Source organism: Arenimonas metalli CF5-1 (assembly GCF_000747155.1).
Taxonomy (GTDB): Bacteria; Pseudomonadota; Gammaproteobacteria; order Xanthomonadales; family Xanthomonadaceae; genus Arenimonas; species Arenimonas metalli.
This window is the reverse complement of sequence record NZ_AVCK01000004.1, coordinates 45,454-65,557: the sequence shown is the minus strand read 5'-3', so window position 1 is coordinate 65,557 and position 20,104 is coordinate 45,454. Positions and strand designations below refer to the sequence as shown.

23 protein-coding genes are annotated in these 20,104 nt (G+C 70.0%); 13 read left to right on the top strand and 10 right to left on the bottom strand.

The window, feature by feature from the left end:
• Positions 1-15 precede the first annotated feature (15 nt).
• Together N787_RS01690 and purE are read right to left on the bottom strand one after the other, a co-directional pair.
• Entirely contained in the window at positions 16-1,155 is a 1,140-nt protein-coding gene (locus tag N787_RS01690; protein ID WP_034210306.1) for a 5-(carboxyamino)imidazole ribonucleotide synthase, read from the bottom strand.
• Positions 1,152-1,658 carry a 5-(carboxyamino)imidazole ribonucleotide mutase gene (gene purE, locus N787_RS01685; protein ID WP_034210305.1) on the bottom strand — a complete coding sequence of 169 codons (507 nt, stop codon included), beginning with the start codon at positions 1,656-1,658 and terminating at the stop codon, positions 1,152-1,154. Before purE ends, N787_RS01690 begins: the two co-directional genes overlap by 4 nt.
• A 61-nt stretch (positions 1,659-1,719) precedes the next feature.
• Here purE and N787_RS01680 point away from each other — a divergent pair, with 61 nt between their 5' ends.
• Positions 1,720-1,986 carry a Trm112 family protein gene (locus tag N787_RS01680; protein WP_034210303.1) on the top strand — a complete coding sequence of 89 codons (267 nt, stop codon included), beginning with the start codon at positions 1,720-1,722 and terminating at the stop codon, positions 1,984-1,986.
• On the top strand, positions 1,986-2,840 hold the full coding sequence (nadC, locus tag N787_RS01675) for a carboxylating nicotinate-nucleotide diphosphorylase (RefSeq protein WP_034210302.1): 855 nt from the start codon (positions 1,986-1,988) through the stop codon (positions 2,838-2,840). Before N787_RS01680 ends, nadC begins: the two co-directional genes overlap by 1 nt.
• Before the next feature lie 15 nt (positions 2,841-2,855).
• Here the strand turns inward: nadC and N787_RS01670 are convergent, their stop codons facing one another.
• Positions 2,856-3,653: an FHA domain-containing protein gene (locus N787_RS01670; protein WP_034210301.1), complete on the bottom strand. Its 798-nt coding sequence runs from the start codon at positions 3,651-3,653 to the stop codon at positions 2,856-2,858.
• 144 nt (positions 3,654-3,797) lie between these two features.
• Between N787_RS01670 and N787_RS01665 the strand changes: the two genes are divergently transcribed.
• A complete protein-coding gene (locus N787_RS01665; protein ID WP_245593936.1) occupies positions 3,798-4,100 on the top strand; it encodes a DUF3301 domain-containing protein in 303 nt (100 codons plus the stop codon).
• Positions 4,101-4,107: 7 nt separating this feature from the next.
• Here the strand turns inward: N787_RS01665 and N787_RS01660 are convergent, their stop codons facing one another.
• The 6 genes from N787_RS01660 to N787_RS01635 all read right to left on the bottom strand — a co-directional run bounded on the left by N787_RS01660 (position 4,108) and on the right by N787_RS01635 (position 8,994).
• Positions 4,108-4,530 (bottom strand): ClpXP protease specificity-enhancing factor, encoded by a 423-nt coding sequence (locus N787_RS01660; RefSeq protein ID WP_034210299.1) that lies wholly within the window; start codon positions 4,528-4,530, stop codon positions 4,108-4,110.
• Positions 4,527-5,162 (bottom strand): glutathione S-transferase N-terminal domain-containing protein, encoded by a 636-nt coding sequence (locus N787_RS01655; RefSeq protein ID WP_034210297.1) that lies wholly within the window; start codon positions 5,160-5,162, stop codon positions 4,527-4,529. Before N787_RS01655 ends, N787_RS01660 begins: the two co-directional genes overlap by 4 nt.
• Positions 5,163-5,372: 210 nt before the next feature.
• Positions 5,373-6,107 (bottom strand): cytochrome c1, encoded by a 735-nt coding sequence (locus tag N787_RS01650; protein WP_034210296.1) that lies wholly within the window; start codon positions 6,105-6,107, stop codon positions 5,373-5,375.
• Positions 6,100-7,347, bottom strand: coding sequence for a cytochrome b (locus tag N787_RS01645; RefSeq protein ID WP_034210294.1), 1,248 nt, complete (start codon positions 7,345-7,347; stop codon positions 6,100-6,102). The genes N787_RS01650 and N787_RS01645 overlap by 8 nt, the downstream gene beginning before the upstream one ends.
• A complete protein-coding gene (gene petA / locus N787_RS01640; RefSeq protein WP_034210292.1) occupies positions 7,347-7,952 on the bottom strand; it encodes a ubiquinol-cytochrome c reductase iron-sulfur subunit in 606 nt (201 codons plus the stop codon). Before petA ends, N787_RS01645 begins: the two co-directional genes overlap by 1 nt.
• 121 nt (positions 7,953-8,073) lie before the next feature.
• Complete coding sequence (locus tag N787_RS01635) at positions 8,074-8,994, bottom strand: lytic transglycosylase domain-containing protein (RefSeq protein ID WP_052575028.1); 921 nt, start codon at positions 8,992-8,994, stop codon at positions 8,074-8,076.
• 156 nt (positions 8,995-9,150) lie between these two features.
• On the opposite strand from N787_RS01635, the gene miaB reads away from it, so the two are divergent.
• The 3 genes from miaB (at position 9,151) to ybeY (ending at position 12,182) form a co-directional block, all read left to right on the top strand.
• Positions 9,151-10,503 (top strand): tRNA (N6-isopentenyl adenosine(37)-C2)-methylthiotransferase MiaB, encoded by a 1,353-nt coding sequence (miaB, locus tag N787_RS01630; protein WP_034210290.1) that lies wholly within the window; start codon positions 9,151-9,153, stop codon positions 10,501-10,503.
• Between the two features lie 240 nt (positions 10,504-10,743).
• The gene (locus N787_RS01625) at positions 10,744-11,724 is read left to right on the top strand and encodes a PhoH family protein (protein WP_034210289.1); all 981 of its coding nucleotides are present in this window, start codon (positions 10,744-10,746) and stop codon (positions 11,722-11,724) included.
• The gene (gene ybeY, locus N787_RS01620; protein WP_034210288.1) at positions 11,721-12,182 is read left to right on the top strand and encodes an rRNA maturation RNase YbeY; all 462 of its coding nucleotides are present in this window, start codon (positions 11,721-11,723) and stop codon (positions 12,180-12,182) included. The genes N787_RS01625 and ybeY overlap by 4 nt, the downstream gene beginning before the upstream one ends.
• Here the strand turns inward: ybeY and N787_RS14170 are convergent.
• On the bottom strand, positions 12,159-13,136 hold the full coding sequence (locus N787_RS14170) for an NAD(P)H-binding protein (protein ID WP_084590565.1): 978 nt from the start codon (positions 13,134-13,136) through the stop codon (positions 12,159-12,161). The two genes, ybeY and N787_RS14170, sit on opposite strands and share 24 nt — an antisense overlap.
• Before the next feature lie 99 nt (positions 13,137-13,235).
• Here N787_RS14170 and N787_RS01610 point away from each other — a divergent pair, with 99 nt between their 5' ends.
• The 7 genes from N787_RS01610 (at position 13,236) to N787_RS01580 (ending at position 19,859) form a co-directional block, all read left to right on the top strand.
• On the top strand, positions 13,236-13,799 hold the full coding sequence (locus tag N787_RS01610; protein ID WP_052575026.1) for a GbsR/MarR family transcriptional regulator: 564 nt from the start codon (positions 13,236-13,238) through the stop codon (positions 13,797-13,799).
• Positions 13,796-14,257, top strand: coding sequence for a thiol-disulfide oxidoreductase DCC family protein (locus N787_RS01605; RefSeq protein ID WP_034210287.1), 462 nt, complete (start codon positions 13,796-13,798; stop codon positions 14,255-14,257). The genes N787_RS01610 and N787_RS01605 overlap by 4 nt, the downstream gene beginning before the upstream one ends.
• Before the next feature lie 144 nt (positions 14,258-14,401).
• Positions 14,402-15,250: a CorC family transporter gene (locus N787_RS01600; protein WP_034210331.1), complete on the top strand. Its 849-nt coding sequence runs from the start codon at positions 14,402-14,404 to the stop codon at positions 15,248-15,250.
• Entirely contained in the window at positions 15,237-16,511 is a 1,275-nt protein-coding gene (locus N787_RS01595) for a lipoprotein N-acyltransferase Lnb domain-containing protein (RefSeq protein WP_034210286.1), read from the top strand. Before N787_RS01600 ends, N787_RS01595 begins: the two co-directional genes overlap by 14 nt.
• A gap of 39 nt (positions 16,512-16,550) precedes the next feature.
• Entirely contained in the window at positions 16,551-17,549 is a 999-nt protein-coding gene (locus tag N787_RS01590; RefSeq protein WP_034210285.1) for a magnesium and cobalt transport protein CorA, read from the top strand.
• A 134-nt stretch (positions 17,550-17,683) separates the two neighbouring features.
• Positions 17,684-19,078 carry an oxygen-independent coproporphyrinogen III oxidase gene (gene hemN / locus N787_RS01585; RefSeq protein WP_156968865.1) on the top strand — a complete coding sequence of 465 codons (1,395 nt, stop codon included), beginning with the start codon at positions 17,684-17,686 and terminating at the stop codon, positions 19,076-19,078.
• A gap of 25 nt (positions 19,079-19,103) precedes the next feature.
• A complete protein-coding gene (locus tag N787_RS01580) occupies positions 19,104-19,859 on the top strand; it encodes a helix-turn-helix domain-containing protein (protein ID WP_034210283.1) in 756 nt (251 codons plus the stop codon).
• The last annotated feature ends 245 nt before the right edge of the window (positions 19,860-20,104 follow it).

Below are 20,104 nucleotides of genomic sequence, written 5' to 3'. Positions count from 1 at the left end.
TCCTACAGGCGTCAGTCAGCGCAAGCGGGTGATGACGGGTGCCACCTGCGCCTCGCGGCCCAGCGCCCGTCCCACGCGCTCGAGCGCATCGGCCAGCTCGGCCGTCGAATCAGCGCGCAGCGTGGCATGGCCGACCTTGCGGCCCTCGCGCGAAGACTTGCCGTAGTCGTGCCAGTGGCCGCCGGCTTCCGACAGCACCGGCAGCGCGGCCGGCATCGCGCCGATCCAGTTCAGCATCACGCTGTGGCCCACGGCGCGGGTGCTACCCAGCGGCAGGCCCAGCACGGCGCGCAGGTGGTTCTCGAACTGCGAGGTCTCGGCGCCTTCGATGGTCCAGTGGCCAGAGTTGTGCACGCGCGGCGCCATCTCGTTGGCCAGCAGCACGCCGTCGCGCAGGAACAGCTCGAGCGCGAACACGCCGACGTAATCCAGCGCCTCGGCGACCTTGCGCGCGGCGGCCAGCGCCTGCGCCTGCAGCGCGTCGTCGGCCTGGGCCGGCGCGAGGCTCGCGGCGAGGATGCCGGACTCGTGCCAGTTCTCGGTCAGCGGCCAGGCGCGCAGCTCGCCGTCGCGGCCGCGCGCGGCCACCACCGACAGCTCGCGCTGGAAGGCCACGAAGCCTTCGAGGATCAGGCCCACCGTGGCGGCCTGCGCACCGAGCGCCTCCCAGGCCGCATCGGCATCGGCCGGCGACTTGATGCGGAACTGGCCCTTGCCGTCATAGCCGAGGCGGCGGGTCTTGAGGATGCAGGGCGTGCCGACCTTCGCCAGCGCGGCGGCGAGGCCTTCGCGGGAATCGACCGCGGCGAACTCCGGCACCGGGATGCCCAGCTCGCGGAACAGCGACTTCTCCGCCATCCGGTCCTGGGCCACGGCCAGCGCGCGCGGGCTCGGGAACACCGGCACGCGCGCGGCCAGCCACTCGGCGCTCTCGGCGGGCACGTTCTCGAAATCGAAGGTGGCGACGTCGACCTGGTCGGCGAAGGAGGCCAGCGCGGCCTGGTCGCGGTAGTCGGCCTGCAGCATCGGCGCGAACTGCGCGGCGCAGGCGTCGGGCGCGGAATCGAGCACCAGGAAGCGCAGGCCCAGCGGCGCACCCGACAGGGCCAGCATGCGGGCCAGCTGCCCGCCGCCGAGGATGCCGACGGTGGTCACGGCTGCCGCGGGTCCGGATGGTCGAGCACGTCGCTCGTCTGCTTCGCGCGGAAGGCGTCGAGCGCCGCACGCACGTCGGCGTGGTCGGGCGCCAGCATCGCCGCCGCGAACAGGCCGGCGTTCGCCGCGCCCGCGGCGCCGATGGCGAAGGTGGCCACCGGCACGCCGGCCGGCATCTGCACGATGGAAAGCAGCGAATCGAGGCCGTTGAGCGCCTTGCTCTGCACCGGCACGCCCAGCACCGGCACCGGCGTCATGGACGCCAGCATGCCCGGGAGGTGCGCGGCGCCACCGGCGCCGGCGATGATCGCGCGCAGGCCGCGGGCCGACGCCGACTTGGCGTATTCGACCAGCAGGTCCGGCGTGCGGTGTGCCGACACCACGCGCACCTCGTGCGGCACGCCCAGCTGCTCGAGCCGCGCGACCGCGTGCTGCATCGTGTCCCAGTCGGACCGGGAACCCATGACGACCCCGACGCGCGGGGCAACGTTGGCTTGGTTCATGGCAGGCCGCTTCGGCAAAACGCTATTCTAGACCCAAGCCTCCGCCGGACACAGCCGCCCCATGGACCGCAAGCTCCTCGACATCCTCTGCTGCCCGACCAGCAAGCAGCCGCTGGCCCTGCTGGGCAGCGCCGAGCTGGCCGCGCTCAACGCCGCCATCGCCGCCGGCGGCATCACCCGCGCCGACGGCAGCCCGCAGTCCGAACCGCTGGCCGAGGGCCTGGTCACCCGCGACCGCAAGCAGGTCTACCGGGTCGAGGACGGCATCCCGGTGCTGCTGGCCGACGAAGCCCTGGCCACCGCCCAGGTCGCCGACTTCCCGCGCTGATGGCCGCCGCCCTGACGCCGCCGCCGGCCGACGCCGTCGCCGCCGACGTGGCCCGCGCCCTGGCAGAGGACATCGGCCCGGGCGATGCCACCGCCGACCTGCTCCCGGACGTACCGGGCCGCGCCTACGTGATCGCGAAAGAGGCCGGCGTGGTCGCCGGCCGGCCCTGGTTCGACGCCTGCTTCCGCGCGCTCGACCCGGCCGCGCTGCTCGACTGGCGCGTCGCCGAGGGCGAGCCGGTCAGCGCCGGCACCGTCGTCGTGGTCATCCACGCGCGCACCCGCGCCCTGGTCAGCGCCGAGCGCCCCGCCCTGAATTTCCTGCAGACGCTCAGCGCCACCGCCACCACCACCGCGCGCTACGTGGCCGAGGTGGCCGGCACCCGCACCCGCATCCTCGACACCCGCAAGACCCTGCCCGGCCTGCGCCTGGCGCAGAAGTACGCGGTGCGCGCCGGCGGCGGCATGAACCACCGCATCGGCCTGTTCGACGCGGTGATGCTGAAGGAAAATCACATCCACGCCGCCGGCTCGATCGCGGCCGCGGCCGCCGCCGCGCGCGCAAGGCACCCGGCGCTGCCGCTGATCATCGAAGTGGAAACCCTGGACGAACTCGACCAGGCCCTGGCCACCGGCTGCGACCGCATCCTGGTCGATGAGTTCAGCGAAGCCGACCTGCGCGAGGCGGTGGCCCGCGCCGCCGGCCGAACGCCGCTGGAAGTGTCGGGCGGCGTCACCGGCGAGCGCCTGCGGGCGATCGCCGCCACCGGCGTGGACTTCGTCTCGGTGGGCGCGCTGACCAAGCACGTGCAGGCGCTGGATCTGTCCCTGCGCCTGGGCGATCCGCCGGCCTGAGGCCGGCGCCGCGGCTCAGCCGCGGCCGAGCACCAGCGCCACGATCACCAGCGCCGCCGCGGCGGTGAGCATGATCGGCACCCACTTGCTGACCGCCGCGGCCTGCGGCGGCGGCACCGCTTCGGTCTGGTGCATGCGGCTGGTCTGCTGGGCCATTTCCATGCCGGGCGCGACCACGATGAAGCGCACCGCATCCAGGCGCAGTTCGTCGCCGGGGCTCAGGAAACCCTGCTGCACGCGGCGGTTGTTGATGTAGGTACCGTTGGAAGATCCGAGGTCCTCGACCGACAGGCCGTCGCCCGCGGGCTTGACCAGGGCATGCCGGCGCGAGATCTCGTCGGCAGGCACCGAGATGTCGGCCTCGGGCGCGCGCCCGATGACCACCGGCCCGGAGACCGGGAACACCTTGCCGAACACCGCGCCGGACACGCCGCGCAGCACGTACTTGGGCACGGCCGCACGCACGCGGGTGGCGCCGCTGTCTTCGTCGGAACCCGGCACGACGCCCGGCGCGGGCGCGCTGCGCGCCGGCTCGACAATGGCGAACCTGGCGACGATGCCGGCGATGCCGATCTGGTCGCCGCCGCGCAGCGCCATGATGTCGGCGACCGGCTTGCCGTTCACCGACACGGGGCCACCGCCCTGCGGTACCTGCAGGTTCGCGCCGGTGCCGGTGACGTGGATCTCGCAGTGCAGCGGGTGGATGCCTTCCTCGGCCAGCACCACGGCGCCCTCGGGCGCCGAACCGATCTTGTTCACGCCGGCGCTGAGCAGCACCTGGCCATGTTCGCCATTGGGAAACACCAGCTTCATCTTCGCTCTCCTGCGAATCGGCGATGGCCCGGGGGGGGCGGCGTCCGCGCCTATCTTAGCCATGCCCGGCCAAACAAGGCAGGGGGTGCGCTTGCGGCCAAGCGTGACCGTCCCCACACTGCCGACATGCTCGGCACACTGATAATGATGCTTCTCGCGATAGCGGCGCTTGCGTTCTGGTTCGCCGGGCGCGCGGCCGCTGAAACCGCCACCCAGTACGGCCGCCACGCCTGCCAGCGGGCGGGCGTGGTCTGGCTCGACCAGAGCGTGCACCTGCTGTCCATGCGACCCCGCCGGGGCGGCGATGGCTGGATCGGGATGGAGCGCCAGTACGGGTTCGAGTACTCGATCAATGGCGACGACCGCCACGCCGGCCGCATCGTGCTGCACGGCCGGCGACTGCGCTCCCTGATGGGCCCGATGCCGCCGCAGGACGCCCTGCACTGAACCCGCCTTACTTGACCACGCGCAGGTGGCTGCGGCGCGGCCCCTCGCCGCCCGCGTCGGGACCCGGCGGCGGCTCCGGGGAATCGTCGGGCAGCATCGCGCCGTCCTCGGGCAGCATCATCCCCTGCCCCGTTTCCTGGGCGTAGATCGCCAGCACCGCGCCCACCGGCACCAGCACCGCCTGGCTGACGCCACCGAAGCGCGCCATGAAGCGGACCTCGCGGTTGTCGATCACCAGGTGCGCCACCGCGCGCGGCGCGATGTTGAGCACCACGCGCCCGTCCTTGACCACCGAGGCCGGCACCTGCACGCCCTCGCGCGCCGCATCCACCAGCAGGTAGGGCGTCATGCCGTTGTCGCAGATCCACTCGTTCAACGCCCGCAAAAGGTAGGGGCGGTTGGAACCCATCGGCTTGGCGCCCTCGGTCATTGAGGCAGCTCGCGCAGGGATTTTTCCTCGGGCGTCAGGCTGCGCAGGTAGGCCGGGTTGCGGAAGATCCGCATGCCGTAGTCCTCGATCAGCTTGGCTTCCTTGGGCAGCACGATGCCCAGCGCCGGCAGGCGCCAGATGATCGGCGCGATGGCGCAGTCGGCCAGGCTCATCTCGGGGTTGAGGAAGAACTTGGAGGCCTTGAACAGCGGCAGCGCGGCGATCAGCAGCTCCTTCAGGCGCTTGCGGCCGGCGTCGGCCTGGGCCTTGTTGCCGTTCTGGATGGCCTGCACGTGCGGCACCCAGTCGTGCTCCAGTCGCAGCATGGCCAGGCGCAGGCGGGCGCGCGACAGCGGGTCCACCGGCATCAGCGGCGGGTGCGGGTAGCGCTCGTCCAGGTATTCCGAGACCACCGAGGCGGCGTAGAGCACCAGGTCGCGGTCCACCAGGGTCGGGACGGAATGGTAGGGATTGAGGTCCACCAGGTCCTCGGGCGGGCTGCCCGGGTCGACCGGCACCAGTTCGTAGGTGACGCCCTTGGCCGCCAATACCAGCCGGACGCGGTGGCAAACCACGCAGTCACGGGCTGAAAACAGCGTCAGGGCGTTGCGGATGCGCGGACTGGCAGCCATCGGGTTCCCCTCTCGCGGTGCCGCCGGCCCCTCTGCCAACGGTCATCGGAAGCCCTAACCCTGCCCGAAACGGGCCGCCCGCCGCAAGACTGTCACGTACCGGACGCCCGCCGGCCCGGGGCCGGAGGGCCAAATCCCGCCATTTCCCGGGCCTCGGACAGCAAAAGGCCGCCCGGAGGCGGCCTTTCGGGACGGCGTGACCGGTGATGGTCAGTGCACGTCGCGCCAGTACTCGACCTTCAGCAGATAGGCGATGAAGGTGAAGAAGGCCAGGAACAGCACCACCCACACACCCACCGACTCGCGCTTGAGCGCGGCCGGCTCGGCCACGTACTGCAGGAAGGCGCTGATGTCGCGCGCCACCTGGTCGTAGGCCTTGGCGTCGAGGCGGCCCGGCTGCACCAGCTCGAGGCGGGCGACGTGCGGCTGGCCGTCGGCACCCTGCTCGTAGACCGGGCGCTGGATGCCCTGCATTTCCCAGAGCACGTGCGGCATCGAGGCGCCCGGGAACACGGTGTTGTTCCAGCCCAGCGGGCGGGATTCGTCGATGTAGAAGCCCTTCATGTACGAATACACGTAGTCCGGGCCGCCAAGCTTCGCGCGGGAAATCAGGCTCAGGTCGGGCGGCGCCTTGCCGAACCAGGCGTTGCCGTCGCCGGCGCTGATGCCGGTGTTGATGTTCTCGCCGATCTTGGCGCTGGCCGGCATCAGGTTCTGTTCCACCAGCTCCGGGCTCAGGCCCAGGTCGTCCGCGATCCGCGAGTAGCGGTGCAGGGACAGGGCGTGGCAGCCGGCGCAGTAGTTCATGTAGAGGCCGGCGCCGCGCTGCAGGGAGGCGCGGTCGCTGAGGTCGGTGCCCGAGGATTCCAGCGGGCCGGCGCTGGCCGCCAGGCCAAGCGCGGGCGCGAAGGCCAGCAGGAGGGCGAAGAGACGCAGCTTAGTCATGCTCGGGCACCCGCTCGGGAACGGCCTTGGTCTGGCCCATCGCGGACCAGATCGGCATCAGGAGGAAGAAGGCGAAGTAGTAGGCGGTCAGGATCTGGGCCACCAGCTTCTGGGTGTCGGAGCCGGTCTGCGCGCCCAGCCAGCCCAGGACCACGAAGGCCACCACGAAGATGGTGATCAGGATCTTGTGCAGCATCGGGCGGTAGCGGATCGACTTGACCTTGCAGCGGTCGAGCCACGGCAGCGCGAACAGGATCATCGTGGCGCCGCCCATCACGATCACGCCGAACAGCTTGTCGGGGATCGCGCGCAGCATCGCGTAGAAGGGCGTGAAGTACCACACCGGCTTGATGTGCGCCGGGGTCACCAGCGGGTCGGCCTCGATGAAGTTGTCCCACTCGAGGAACCAGCCGCCCATGGTCGGCGCGAAGAAGACGATGAAGGCGAACAGGATCAGGAAGAAGCCGGCGCCGAACAGGTCCTTCACCGTGTAGTAAGGGTGGAAGGGGATGCCGTCCTTCGGGATGCCGGTGGCCTTGTCCTTGACCTTCTTGATGTCCACGCCTTCCGGGTTGTTCGAGCCCACTTCGTGCAGCGCGCCCAGGTGCAGCACGACCAGCAGCAGCAGCACCAGCGGCAGCGCGATCACGTGCAGGGCGAAGAAGCGGTTGAGGGTGGCGTCGGCGACCAGGTAGTCACCGCGGATCCACTCGGTGAGGCCGTTGCCGACCACCGGGATGGCGCCGAACAGGTTGATGATCACCTGCGCGCCCCAGTAGGACATCTGGCCCCAGGGCAGCACGTAGCCCATGAAGGCCTCGGCCATCAGGACCAGGAAGATCATCACGCCCAGCACCCAGACCAGCTCGCGCGGCTTCTGGTACGAGCCGTACACCAGGCCGCGGAACATGTGCAGGTACACCACCACGAAGAACATGGAGGCGCCGGTGCTGTGCATGTAGCGGATCAGCCAGCCCCACTCGACGTCGCGCATGATGTACTCGACCGAGGCGAAGGCCTCGGCCGCGGACGGCTTGTAGTGCATCGTCAGGAAGATGCCGGTGACGATCTGGTTGACCAGCACCAGGATGGCCAGCGAGCCGAAGTAGTACCAGAGGTTGAAGTTCTTCGGAGCGTAGTACTCCGACATGTGCTTCTTGTACGCCGGGATGAGGCCCGGCGTGCGGTCGTTGAACCAGCCCGTGACCGATTCGACCGTGCGGTTGATGACGTTGGCCATTACGCGGCTCCTTCCGGCGGAATACCAACGATGACGCGCGAGTCGTCAACGAAGTGGTAAGGCGGGACCTCGAGGTTCGACGGGGCCGGGACGCCCTGGTAGACGCGGCCGGCGAGGTCGAAGCGCGAGTTGTGGCACGGGCAGTAGAAGCCGCCCTGCCACTCGCTGTCGAAGGCCTGCGGCTGCAGCTCCGGCACGTAGGTCGGCGAGCAGCCCAGGTGGGTGCAGATGCCGACGATGACGGCGAGCTCGGGCTTGATCGAGCGGCCTTCGTTCTTGGCGAACGCCGGCGTCTGCTCGACGTTGTCGGAGTTCGGGTCGCGCAGGCGGTCGTTGATGGACGGCAGCGCCGCCAGCTGTTCCGGCGTGCGCTTGAAGATCCAGACCGGCTTGCCGCGCCACTGGACGATCATGCGCATGCCCGGCTCGAGGTCGATCTTGCTGATGTCGACCTCGACCGGCGCACCGGCGACCTGGGCGCGCGCGCTCGGCTTCCAGGAACTGATGAACGGCACCGCGACACCTGCCACGCCCACCGCGCCGACAACGGCGGTGGTGGCGGTCAGGAAGCGGCGACGGCCTGAATTGACCCCTTCGTTAGCCATCCGGCTCTCCGAAAAACTTGCTAAGTGGCTGAAAACAGAGATGCGGGGCGGACCAGCCCCCGCAAAGACGCGCAATTGTAGCGGACGGGGCGCGGCAGCGACAACGCCGCCGGCAAGGGGGTTACTGGCTGGCCAGGACGCCCCGGTAGCGTTCGGCCAGGGTGCCCACGCGCTGGACGTAGCGCTGGGTCTCGGCGTAGGGCGGGACGCCGCCGTGGCGGTCCACCGCGCCTTCACCCGCGTTGTAGCCGGCGGCGGCCAGGGTCAGGTTGCCCTCGTAGCGCTTGAGCAGCCAGGCCAGGTACTGCACGCCGCCGCGGATGTTCTGGTTCGGGTCGAACACGTCGGAGACGCCGAAACGGCTGGCCGTGGCCGGGATCAGCTGCATCAGGCCCTGCGCGCCGGCATGCGAGACGGCGTTGGGGCGGAAGGCCGACTCGGCGTGGATGATGGCCCGCACCACGGCCTCCTCCACCCCGAACTCGGCGGCGGCGGCGCGCACCTCGGCCGCGTAGGCCTCGGTGTTGAGCCGCACGGTGCCGAAATCGACGCCCGGCAGCGCGCCGCAGGCGTAGCAGGCCTCGACGTAGCTGAACAACAGGCGGGCGCCGGCATCGCCGCCCGGGCGGACGTTGGTGTAGTGGGTGACGCCGTCGCGCTCGTACTTGTACATGGCGCCGCGGGTGACGCGGGCGCCGCCCTTGGCCGGAGCCGCGGCCAGCTGCTGGCCGGGGGCCGCGGTGCGGAACTCGACCCGGGACGCCGGGGTGGCCCTGGCCTGCCCGGCCGAGCCGGCGCCTCCCGAGGCCACGGATGCGGCCGGCGTCGCGGGGGCCGACGCCGCGGCGGGCCGGGGCGCCGGGCCGCGCGGGCGGGCATCGGCCGCGGTGTAGGTCGAGACCACCTTGCAGCTGGCGCCATCGACCCGCTTGCCGGTGTAGTTCGGGATGCCGTCGGCGCCGGTGCACTTGTACAGCGTGCCCGCCCAGGCCGGGGGGGCCAGGAACAGGCATGCCAGTGCCAGCGGTCGCAACGCAGTCATGGCGCGTGTTTACTCCAACCCCGGCCCAAAGCCAAGCCCGGCCCCCGTAGGAGGGCCTTCAGGCCCGAAGCTTCTCGGCGAAGAGCTTCGGGCCTGAAGGCCCTCCTACAGGAGCGGTAGAATGTCGGCCCGCCACGGAACGGATTAACCGCCGCCATGCCCGTGAACTCGCCCGCCCGGGGCAAGCTCCACATCAAGACCCACGGCTGCCAGATGAACGAGTACGACTCGGCCAAGATGGCCGACGTGCTCGCCGACCGGCACGGCCTGGAACTCACCGACGACGAGGCCGAGGCCGACGTCATCCTGGTCAACACCTGCTCGATCCGCGAGAAGGCCGAGGACAAGGTGTTCTCGCTGGTCGGCAAGTGGAAGCACCTCAAGAAGGACAAGCCGGTCATCATCGGCGTCGGCGGCTGCGTCGCCAGCCAGGAAGGCGAGGCGATCCTGCGCCGCGCGCCGCACGTGGACCTGGTGTTCGGCCCGCAGACCCTGCACCGCCTGCCCGAGATGATCGAGGCGCGGCGCGCCACCGGCCGGCCGCAGGTGGACATCAGCTTCCCCGAGGTCGAGAAGTTCGACCGCCTGCCCGAGCCGCGGGCCGAGGGGCCGAGCGCCTACGTCTCGATCATCGAGGGCTGCAGCAAGTACTGCTCGTTCTGCGTGGTGCCCTACACGCGCGGCGAGGAAGTGTCGCGGCCGTTCGACGACGTGCTGCTCGAGTGCGCGCAGCTGGCGGCACAGGGCGTGCGCGAGATCCACCTGCTGGGCCAGAACGTCAACGCCTACCGCGGGCCGATCGGCGACGCCGGCGACACCGCCGACCTCGCCACGCTCATCCGCGCCATCGCCACGATCGGGGGCGTCGGCCGGATCCGTTACACCACCTCGCATCCGGTCGAGTTCTCCGACGCGCTCATCGACGCGCACCGCGACGTGCCGCAGCTGGCCAGCTACCTGCACCTGCCGGTGCAGTCGGGCTCGGACCGCATCCTGGCGGCGATGAAGCGCGGGCACACGGTGCTCGAGTACAAGGCGCGCATCCGGCGCCTGCGCGAGGCCAGGCCGGACATCGTGGTGGCCTCGGATTTCATCGTCGGCTTCCCGGGCGAGACCGAGCGCGACTTCGAGGCCACGCTCAAGCTGGTCGACGAGATCGGTTTCGACCAGAGCTTCTGCTTCGCCTACTCCCGCCGACCGGGCACGCCCGCGGCCAACCTGCACGACGAGGTGCCGGCCGACGTGGCCAGCGCGCGCCTGCACCGGCTGCAGGCGGCGATCAACGCCAACGCCCGCCGCATCTCCGAAGCGATGGTGGGCACGGTGCAGCGCGTCCTGATCGAGGGCCCCAGCGCCCGCAACCCCGACGAGCTCACCGGCAAGACCGAGAACATGCGCAACGTGAACTTCCCCGGCCACCCGCGTCTGGTCGGCCAGTTCGTCGACCTCCGCATCACCGAGGCCCGCACCAACTCGCTCCGTGGCGAGGTGGTGGTGTCCGGCGAATAGAAGAGCGTTTTTGCCACGGATGAACACGGATAAAGACGGATGAACACGGATAGAGCCATAAGAGTTTTTGACGCGGATTTACGCGGATGAACGCGGATAGGTCAAAAGCGATCATGGTTTTATTCTCTTCATTTTTTCTGCTCTATCCGCGTTTATCCGCGTAAATCCGCGTCAAGAGATTCAATCCGCTTCATCCGTGGCCATCCGTCTTTTCCGTGTTCATCCGTGGCAAGAAACCAAATGACCAAACACGCCGTACATCGTGATTTCGTGCTGGAGCCGGAGGACAACGAGCGGCTGGCGAACCTGGCCGGGCCGTTCGACGAGCACCTGCGGCAGATGGAGCTGCGGCTGGGCGTGGAGATCGCCAACCGCGGCCATGTCTTCCGCGTGAGCGGCGAGGCCAAGGCGGCCGCGGCGGCGGAGAAGCTGCTGCGCAAGCTCTACGAGGACGCCGCCACCGAAACGCTCGACCCGCACCGCATCCACACCCACCTTGGCAGCGCGCACCTCGAGCGGATCACCGGCGAGGATGGCTTCGAGCCGCAGGAAGTGGCGATCAAGGTCAAGCGCGGCACCGTGCGCGGGCGCGGCGCCAACCAGGCCAAGTACCTGCACGCGATCACCACCCACGACATCAACTTCGGCATCGGGCCGGCCGGCACCGGCAAGACCTTCCTGGCGGTGGCCAGCGCGGTCGAGGCGCTGAACGAGTCGCGCGTGCAGCGGCTGTTGCTGGTGCGTCCCGCGGTGGAGGCCGGCGAGAAGCTGGGCTTCCTGCCCGGTGACCTCAGCCAGAAGGTCGACCCCTACCTGCGGCCGCTCTACGACGCGCTGTACGAAATGCTGGGCGTGGAGAAGGTGGCCAAGCTGCTCGAGCGCAACGTCATCGAGATCGCGCCGCTGGCCTACATGCGCGGCCGCACGCTCAACGACGCCTACGTGATCCTGGACGAGGCGCAGAACACCTCGATCGAGCAGATGAAGATGTTCCTGACCCGCATCGGCTTCGGCAGCACCGCCGTGATCACCGGCGACCTGAGCCAGGTCGACCTGCCCAAGCACCAGAAATCGGGCCTGCGAGACGCCATCGACGTGCTGCGCGGGGTCGAGGGCATCAGCTTCACCTTCTTCACCGCCCACGACGTGGTGCGGCATCCGCTGGTGGCGCGCATCGTCCGGGCCTACGATGCCCGCGACGGCAAGGAGTCGCAGGAATGACCAAGGGCCCGGTTCAACTCGACGTCAGCGTCACCTATGGCCTGCCGCGCGCGGGCCTGCCGGCCGCCACCAGCTTCCGGCGCTGGGCGGCCGCGGCCGCGCAGGGGCGCATCAAGCGCGCCGACCTCGCCATCCGCCTGGTGGATGCGAAGGAAGGCCGCGCCCTGAACCGGCACTACCGTGGCAAGGACTACGCCACCAACGTGCTGAGCTTCCCGGTGGAGCTGCCCGAGGGCGTCACCCTGCCCCTGCTCGGCGACCTGGTGATCTGCGCCCCGGTGGTGGCCAAGGAAGCCCTTGAACAGGGCAAACCGCTCAACGCCCACTACGCCCACCTCACCATCCACGGCGTGCTGCACCTGCTCGGCCTCGACCACGAGGACGAACGCGAAGCCGAGGCCATGGAGCAAATCGAGCGCGACATCCTCGCTACCCTAGGTCTCCCCGACCCCTACTAACCCAAATGAACCGGGTTCATTGGATTGGCTGGCGATGACCGGCCGGGGCGGGCGGCCCAGCAGCTCCGGCAGGGCGTTGTGCATCGGCACGTTGTCGCGCCGCAGCAGCTCCCAGTGGCCGAACGAGAACGGCGTGAGGTGCAGCAGGTCGCAGGCGTGGCTGGCGAGGCGGGCCAGCAGTCCCGGCACGGGCACGCGACGCGCGGGCCGACCGGTCAGATCAAGGCGCATGGCCGCGAGGTAGTCGCCCAGGGCGAGGGCGGTCGTACCGCCCAGTTCGAATTCCGCGGGGCCGCGTTCGTCGGCCAGGCGCGGCTTGCGGGCCAGCGCGGCCAGGGCCAGGCCCAGGTCGCGGACATCCATCGCGGCGATGCGGCCGGTGGCGTCGGCAGGTATGGCGTGCAGCGGCCAGCGTGCGACGCGGCGGATCCAGGCGGCGCCGTATCCGCCCGCTTCCGCGTCCAGCAGGGACGGCCGGACGATGCAGCAGTCGGCGCCACTCCGGCGCAGCGCCGCCTCGCCGTCGGCCTTCGAGCGCAGAAAGCCACTGCGCATCGGTGCCTGCAGGCCCAGGGCCGAGACGTGGACCAGGCGCTTGCCACCGCGGCGGCAGGCCTCGGCCAGCGCCGCCGGGGCGAGATGGTGGACGCGCTGGTAGGTTTCCCGGCCTCGCGGCCGGAGGATGCCGACGCAATTGACCACGACCTCGATGCCTTCCAGCAGGGGCCGCCAGTCCTCGGCGGCCAGCAGCTGCTCGAAGCGCGCGCGGCGGCGCAGGCAGGCCCGGGCGGCATCGGGCAGTCGCCGGTCGAGGCGCTCCGGGTGCCGGCTGCCGATCAGGACATCGTCGCCCTGGGCAAGCAGGGCGGCCACGGCATGTCGGCCGATGAAGCCGCCCCCGCCGAGGACCAGCACGCGGCGGGCGGGAGGATCGGGATTCCGGCAAGCATCCATGCGGCACCTCGTTTTGACAGTTTTTTCTGTCTTGACAGAAATATATGCCGGGACTAGCCTGACTGCAAGCTTCCCAGGGCAGCGCCCAGACACCCCGCCATGACCGAAGAAACCGCCGAGTACGCCCCCGACCCGCTGAGCCCCATCAGCCGCCGCTTCGTGCTGCACTGGGGCGAGATGGGCTCGCGCTGGGGCGTGAACCGTACGGTCGCCCAGGTCCACGCCCTGCTCTTCCTCGCCGGCCGGCCCATGGACGCCGAGACCATCGCCTCGGTGCTGCGGGTGGCCCGCTCGAACGTCAGCAACAGCCTGCGCGAGCTCATGAACCTCAAGCTGGTCCGCGTCTCGCACCTGATGGGCGAACGCCGCGACCACTTCGAGACTTCACGCGACGTGTGGGAGCTGTTCCGTACCGTGGTACGCGAACGCAAGGCGCGCGAGTTCGACCCCACCGTCAGCCTGCTGCAGGAGCTCACCAGCGATCCCGCCTTCCCGGGTGAGGACGCCGATGCCCGCAAGCGCATGCAGGAAACCCTCGCCCTGATGACGGCCCTGTCGTCCTGGGGCGAGGAGATGCTGCGGCTGGAACCCGCGACCCTGATGAAGGTGATGAAACTCGGCAGCCGCATCCAGAAACTGATCCGCGACGGAAGCAAACCATGAACGCCACCTGGCCTTTGGTCATCTACTACGACGCTTCCTGCCCGCTCTGCCGGGAGGAGATGCACGCGTTGAAAGACCACGACGCCCAGTCCCGCCTCACCCTGGTGGACGCCTCGCCCCCCGGCTTCGCCGACGTCCACCTGGACGCCGCCGGCATCGCCCGCGCCGACCTGATGCGCCTGATCCACGCCCGGGACGCCGCCGGACGCTGGTTCATCGGGGTGGACGTGTTCGAGCTGGCCTACGCCGCCGCCGGCCTGCACGGCATGGCCAGGCTGTGGGCCAACCCCCGCCTGCGCCCGCTCTGGAACCGCCTCTATCCCTGGGTCGCCCGCCTCCGCCAGCCCCTGTCCTGGCTGCGGCTCAACCGCGCCTACGGCTGGCTGGTCCGCCGCGCCGCCACCCGCGCCCAGGCCCGCGCCGCCGCCTGCGCCACCGGCCGCTGCGACCTCCCGTAAGAAAAGCGGTACCGGGTTCATTTTCATCCTCATTGAGACAGGCGGGCGCGCCCGCACCCGCCTGTCTCAATGAGGATGAAAATGAACCCGGTACCGCTTTTGCTACACTCCGCCGACCGCCCCCCGGGCGCCTATTCCACGGAAATGTCCGAAGATTCCCCTAGTAGCCCGCCGGAACGCCGCTCCTGGCTTGAACGCCTGAGCCTGGCCTTTTCCGGCGAACCCCAGACCCTCGACGACGTGGTCGAGATCCTGCGCGATGCCCAGGCCAACGGCCTGCTCGGCGCCGATACCCTGAAGATGCTCGAGGGCGCCCTGTCGGTGTCCGAGCTGCAGGTCGGCGACATCATGGTCCCGCGCTCGCAGATGGTCTCCCTGCCGCTCGATGCGAAGTTCCTCGACCTGATGAAGATGGTGGTCGAATCCGGCCACTCCCGCTTCCCGGTCCACGGCGAGGACCGCGACGAAATCCTCGGCATCCTGCTCGCGAAGGACCTGCTGCGCGGCATGGTCGCCGACGGCGGCCCCGGCAGCGTCCGCGAACTGCTGCGCCCGGCGGTGCTGATCCCCGAATCCAAGCGCCTGAACGTGCTGCTCAAGGAATTCCGGCTCTCGCGCAACCACATGGCCATCGTGGTCGACGAGCACGGCGGCGTCGCCGGCCTGGTCACCATCGAGGACGTGCTCGAGCAAATCGTCGGCGAGATCGACGACGAGCACGACGACGCCGACGAGGCCAAGCTGATCGCCGCCCAGGCCGACGGCCAGTTCCTGGTCGATGCCCTGACCCCGATCTCCGATTTCAACGAGCAGTTCGGCGCTGACTTCGACGACGACGAGTACGACACCATCGGCGGCCTGGTCACCTCCGCCATCGGCCACCTGCCCGAGGCCGGCGAAGAACTTTCGCTGGGCCGCTTCCACTTCCGCGTCGGTCGCGCCGACCAGCGCCGCGTCCACACCTTCGTGCTGAGCGTGCATGGCCCGGAGTAACGCGGGCCTCGCCGCCGCGCTGGTCCTGTGGCTGCTGACGGCGCTGCTGGCGCCGGCGGCGGCCCGGCCGGCCCCGGCGGCGCTCCCGCCCGCGCTGGAGATGCCCGCCTCGCCAGGCGCGGAGCAAGCGCCGGCGCCGCAGGCTTCCACCCAGCCCCCCGCCCCGCGCATCGGCGTGGTCACGATGGAGCCCGGCGAAATCTTCTTCGAACGCTTCGGCCACAACGCCATCGTGGTCGACGACCCCGCCAGCGGCCGCCGCATCTCGTACAACTTCGGCTACTTCGACCTCGACGAGCCGAACTTCTTCGCCAACTTCATCCACGGCCAGATGCGCTACTGGCTGGTCGCGCTGCCGCTGGAGCAGGACATGGCCCGCTACCGCGAGCTTGGCCGCGGCGCCAGCCTGCAGTGGCTGGACCTCGCACCGGACCAGGCCCGCGCGCTCGCCGCCTCGCTCGACGAACGCGCCAGCGGCGACGATGCGCGCTACCGCTACGACTACTACACCAGCAACTGCTCCACCCAGGTCCGCGACGCCCTGGACGAAGCCCTGGGCGGCGTCCTGAAGACCCAACTCACCGGCCGCTCGCAGGGCAACACCTACCGCAGCGAATCCGTCCGCCTGGCCGCGCCCGCCGCGTGGATGGCGATCGGCTTCCACGTTGGCCTCGCCGGCTACGCCGACAAGCCGCTGTCGCGCTGGGAAGAATCCTTCATCCCGATGCGCCTGCGGGACGCCCTGCGCGAAGTGCGCCTGGCCGACGGCCGCCCGCTGGTGGTCGCCGAGGAGGTCCTGCACCCGCACCGCATCGGCCAGCCCCCGGCCGAAGCGCCGCGCCTGAGGGTGCCCGCGCTGTTCGCCGGCATCGCGCTGGCGCTGGCCGTGCTGTGGCTGGGCCGCCGCGCCCCGCGTGCCGTCGCCGGCATCGCGCTGGGCTTCTGGACCGTGGCCGGGCTGGCGGGCCTGACGATGCTGTTCATCTGGTTCGGCAGCGCCCACGTCGCCGGCCACGGCAACGAAAACCTGCTGCTGCTGAGCCCGCTGTGCCTGTTCCTGCTGCCCGGCGGCTGGGCCCGCCTGCGCGGTCGCGAGCCCTCGGTGCGCTTCCGCTGGCTGCTGCGGATCGTGGTGGCAGGCGCGGCCCTCGCGGGCTTCCTGAAGTTCCTGCCGTTCCGCCCGCAGGAGAACGTCGAGTGGGTGCTCCTGCTGCTGCCGCTGCACTGGGCGCTGCTGCGCCGGCTCGACCCGCGCGGCTGAAGGCTTGCCGGCCCCGGCCCCGGGGCCGATGATGCCGGCATGGAGAACAGCTTCCCCGCCGACCCCGCCTGCGTCGTCAACTGCGTCCGCTACGGACGCGACGGCAGCCGCCGCGACCTGACCCTCGACGAGATCAGCGACGTGCTGGCGGTCGACGACGGCAGCTTCGTCTGGGTGGGCCTGTACGAACCGGAAGAAGCCCTCCTCGACAAGCTGCAGGAAGAGTTCGACCTGCACGACCTGGCCGTCGAGGACGCCCACCACGCCCACCAGCGCCCGAAGATCGAGGCCTACGGCAACTCGCTGTTCATCGCCGTGCATACCGCGCAGGCGCTCGACGGCAAGGTCTCGTTCGGCGAGACGCACATGTTCGTCGGCACGCGCTACCTGGTCACCGTGCGCCACGGCACCTCGCTGTCCTACAGCACGGTGCGCGCCCGCTGCGAACGCGAGCCCGAGCTGCTGGCGCTGGGCCCTACCTACGGCCTTTACGCGGTGCTCGACTACATCGTCGACAACTACATGCCGATCGTCGACGAGTTCCGCGACCAGCTCAACGACCTCGAGCAGGACATCTTCGCCGAGAGCTTCAGCAAGCAGACCGTGCGCAAGCTCTACGAGCTCAAGCGCGAACTCACCCGCCTGCGGCTGGCGGTGGCGCCGATGCAGGACATCACCGGCCAGCTCACCCGCGTCCACACCCAGATGGTGGGCGAGGAGATGCGGCTCTACTTCCGCGACGTGTTCGACCACACGCTGCGGGTCAACGACGCCACCGACACCCTGCGCGAGATGCTGACCGCGGCGATGTCGGTGAACCTGGCCCTGGTCACCGTGGCCCAGGGCGAAGTGGTCAAGCGCCTGGCCGGCTGGGCCGGCCTGCTGGCCGCGCCCACCCTGGTCGCCAGCTGGTACGGCATGAACTTCGAGCACATGCCCGAGGTCGGCGGCCGCTACAGCTACGGGATCCTGATCGGCGTCACCGCGGCCATCGTCGGCGGCCTGTTCATCCTGCTGCGCCGCGCCCGCTGGATCTGACCTCGCCCCGGTAGGAGGGCCTTCAGGCCCGAAGCTTTTCGCCCAAGGGCTTCGGGCCTGAAGGCCCTCCTACAGGAGCGGCGGCTTGACGTCGGTCAAGGCGCCGGGCGCCGGGCGCGCCTAACCTGCCTGCCATGACCGCCATTCCTCCCTTCGACGCCGAGCTGCTGCGCCGCTACGACAAACCGGGGCCGCGCTACACCTCCTACCCGACCGCGCCGCAGTTCAAGACCGGCTTCGGCGAAGCCGAGTTCCGGCGCGCCGCGCAGAAGAGCAACGAAGACCCGATCCCGCGCCGGCTGTCGCTGTACGTGCACGTGCCGTTCTGCTTCAGCCCCTGCTTCTACTGCGGTTGCAACCGCATCATCACCCGCGACTTCAACCGCGCCGAACCCTACCTCGACCGCCTCGTGCGCGAGGCGGCGATGCTGGGCCCGATGTTCGACCGCGACCGCGACGTGATGCAGCTGCACCTCGGCGGCGGCACCCCGAACTTCCTCACCCCGCACCAGATCGGCGAGCTGCTCGACACGCTCGGCCGGCACTTCCACTTCAGCCAGAGCCCGGCGCGCGACTTCTCGATCGAGATCGACCCGCGGGTGATCAAGCCCGGCGACATCGAGGCCCTGGCCGAGCTGGGCTTCAACCGCGCCAGCCTGGGCGTGCAGGACTTCGACCCGGCCGTGCAGGCCGCGGTGAACCGCATCCAGTCGGTGGAGGAAACCAATGCGGTGATCCGCAACTGCCGCCGCAGCGGCTTCCGCTCGGTGAACGTGGACCTGATCTACGGCCTGCCGCTGCAGACCCGCGAGGGCTTCGAGCGCACGCTCGACACCGTGATCGCCGCCCGGCCCGACCGCCTGGCGGTGTACAGCTACGCGCACATGCCGCAGCTGTTCCGCCCGCAGCAGCGCATCGACGAGAGCCAGCTGCCCAGCGCCGAAGAAAAGCTCGGGCTGCTGCAGCTGTCGATCCAGATGCTGTCGGCCGCCGGCTACCGCTACATCGGCATGGACCATTTCGCCCTGCCCAGCGACGACCTCAGCCAGGCCCAGGCGCAGGGCAAGCTGCACCGCAACTTCATGGGCTACACCACCCACGCCGACTGCGACCTGATCGGCCTGGGCGTCAGCTCGATCAGCCACGTCGGCGACACCTACAGCCAGAACCCGCGCGACCTGCCCAGCTGGGAGATCGCCATCGACGAAGGCCGGCTGCCGACCTGGCGAGGCATGGCGCTCGACGCCGACGACGTGCTGCGGGCCGACCTGATCCAGCAGCTGATGTGCCACGGGGTGGTCGATTTCGCCCCGCTGGAGCTGCGCCACGAGATCGACTTCCGCGAATATTTCGCCGAAGACCTGGCCCGGCTGGCCCCGCTCGAGGCCGACGGCCTGGTGGTGGTCGAGGCCGGCCGCCTGCGGGCGACCGAGCGCGGGCGCCTGCTCGTGCGTATCATTGCCGCATGCTTCGACCGCTACCTGCACCAGGCCCAGGCCGAACCCGTCCGCTTCTCGAAAGCGATCTGACCGCCCCCGCCGCCGGGAGCCGCCCGTGAGCCCGACCGCCCGCCGGCGCAGCCTGCCGTCGCCCGCTGCCGCGGACGATGGCGACGAGCTGCGCTTCTGCAGCACCTGCGCCTTCTCCGACGCCTGCCTGTCGCAGGGCTACGGCAAGGCCGACCTCATGGACCTGCACGTGCTGGTCGAGCACATCGGTCCGTTCCACGAGGGCGAGCACATCTTCCGCGAGGGCGAGGAGTTCAACGCCATCGCCGCGGTGCGCGCCGGCACGGTCAAGACCTACGTGCTCGACGCCTCCGGCCACGAGCAGGTGCTGGGCTTCCACCTGCCCGGCGAGATCATCGGCCTGAGCGCGATCAGCCAGGCGCGCTACCCCTGCAACGCGGTGGCGCTCGACACGGTGATGCTCTGCCGCTTCTCGTTCCCGAAGATGGCCGTGCTGGCCACGCGCATGCCCGGCCTGCAGGCGCAGCTGTTCAAGCTGCTCAGCGAGGACATCGGCAAGGCCTCGCTGCTGGCCGGCGACTTCAGCGCCGACGAGCGCATGGCGGCCTTCCTGGTGGCGCTGTCGCGCCGCTACGCGCGCCGGGGCTTTTCGGCCACGCGCCTGCACCTGACCATGACGCGCACCGACATCGCCAACTACCTGCGCCTGGCCCCCGAAACCGTCAGCCGGGTGCTCAAGCGCCTGCAGGAAGACAAGCTGGTCCGCGTCGACCGCCGCGAACTCGAGATCCTCGACCCGGCCCGCCTCGAAGCCCTCGCCCTCCACGTCCTCCGCCACTGACGCGACGCGACGTGACGTGCGCATTGCGCACGAAGGGCAGCACACCGGTTCATCGTTGCAGCGCCGCCGCCCACTCAATAGGTACTTTTGCCCGCCGTCTTGCTAGCGCCATCCTTGGCAGCAAACGTCGGCCGTTACGGGCTTCCTGCCCTCCACTTCAAAAGTACCTATTGAGCGTGCGACGTCGCACCGGATGCTGCGGGCACACCGCGGCCAAGAGCACTCGCTCCCGACACCGCGGGCAC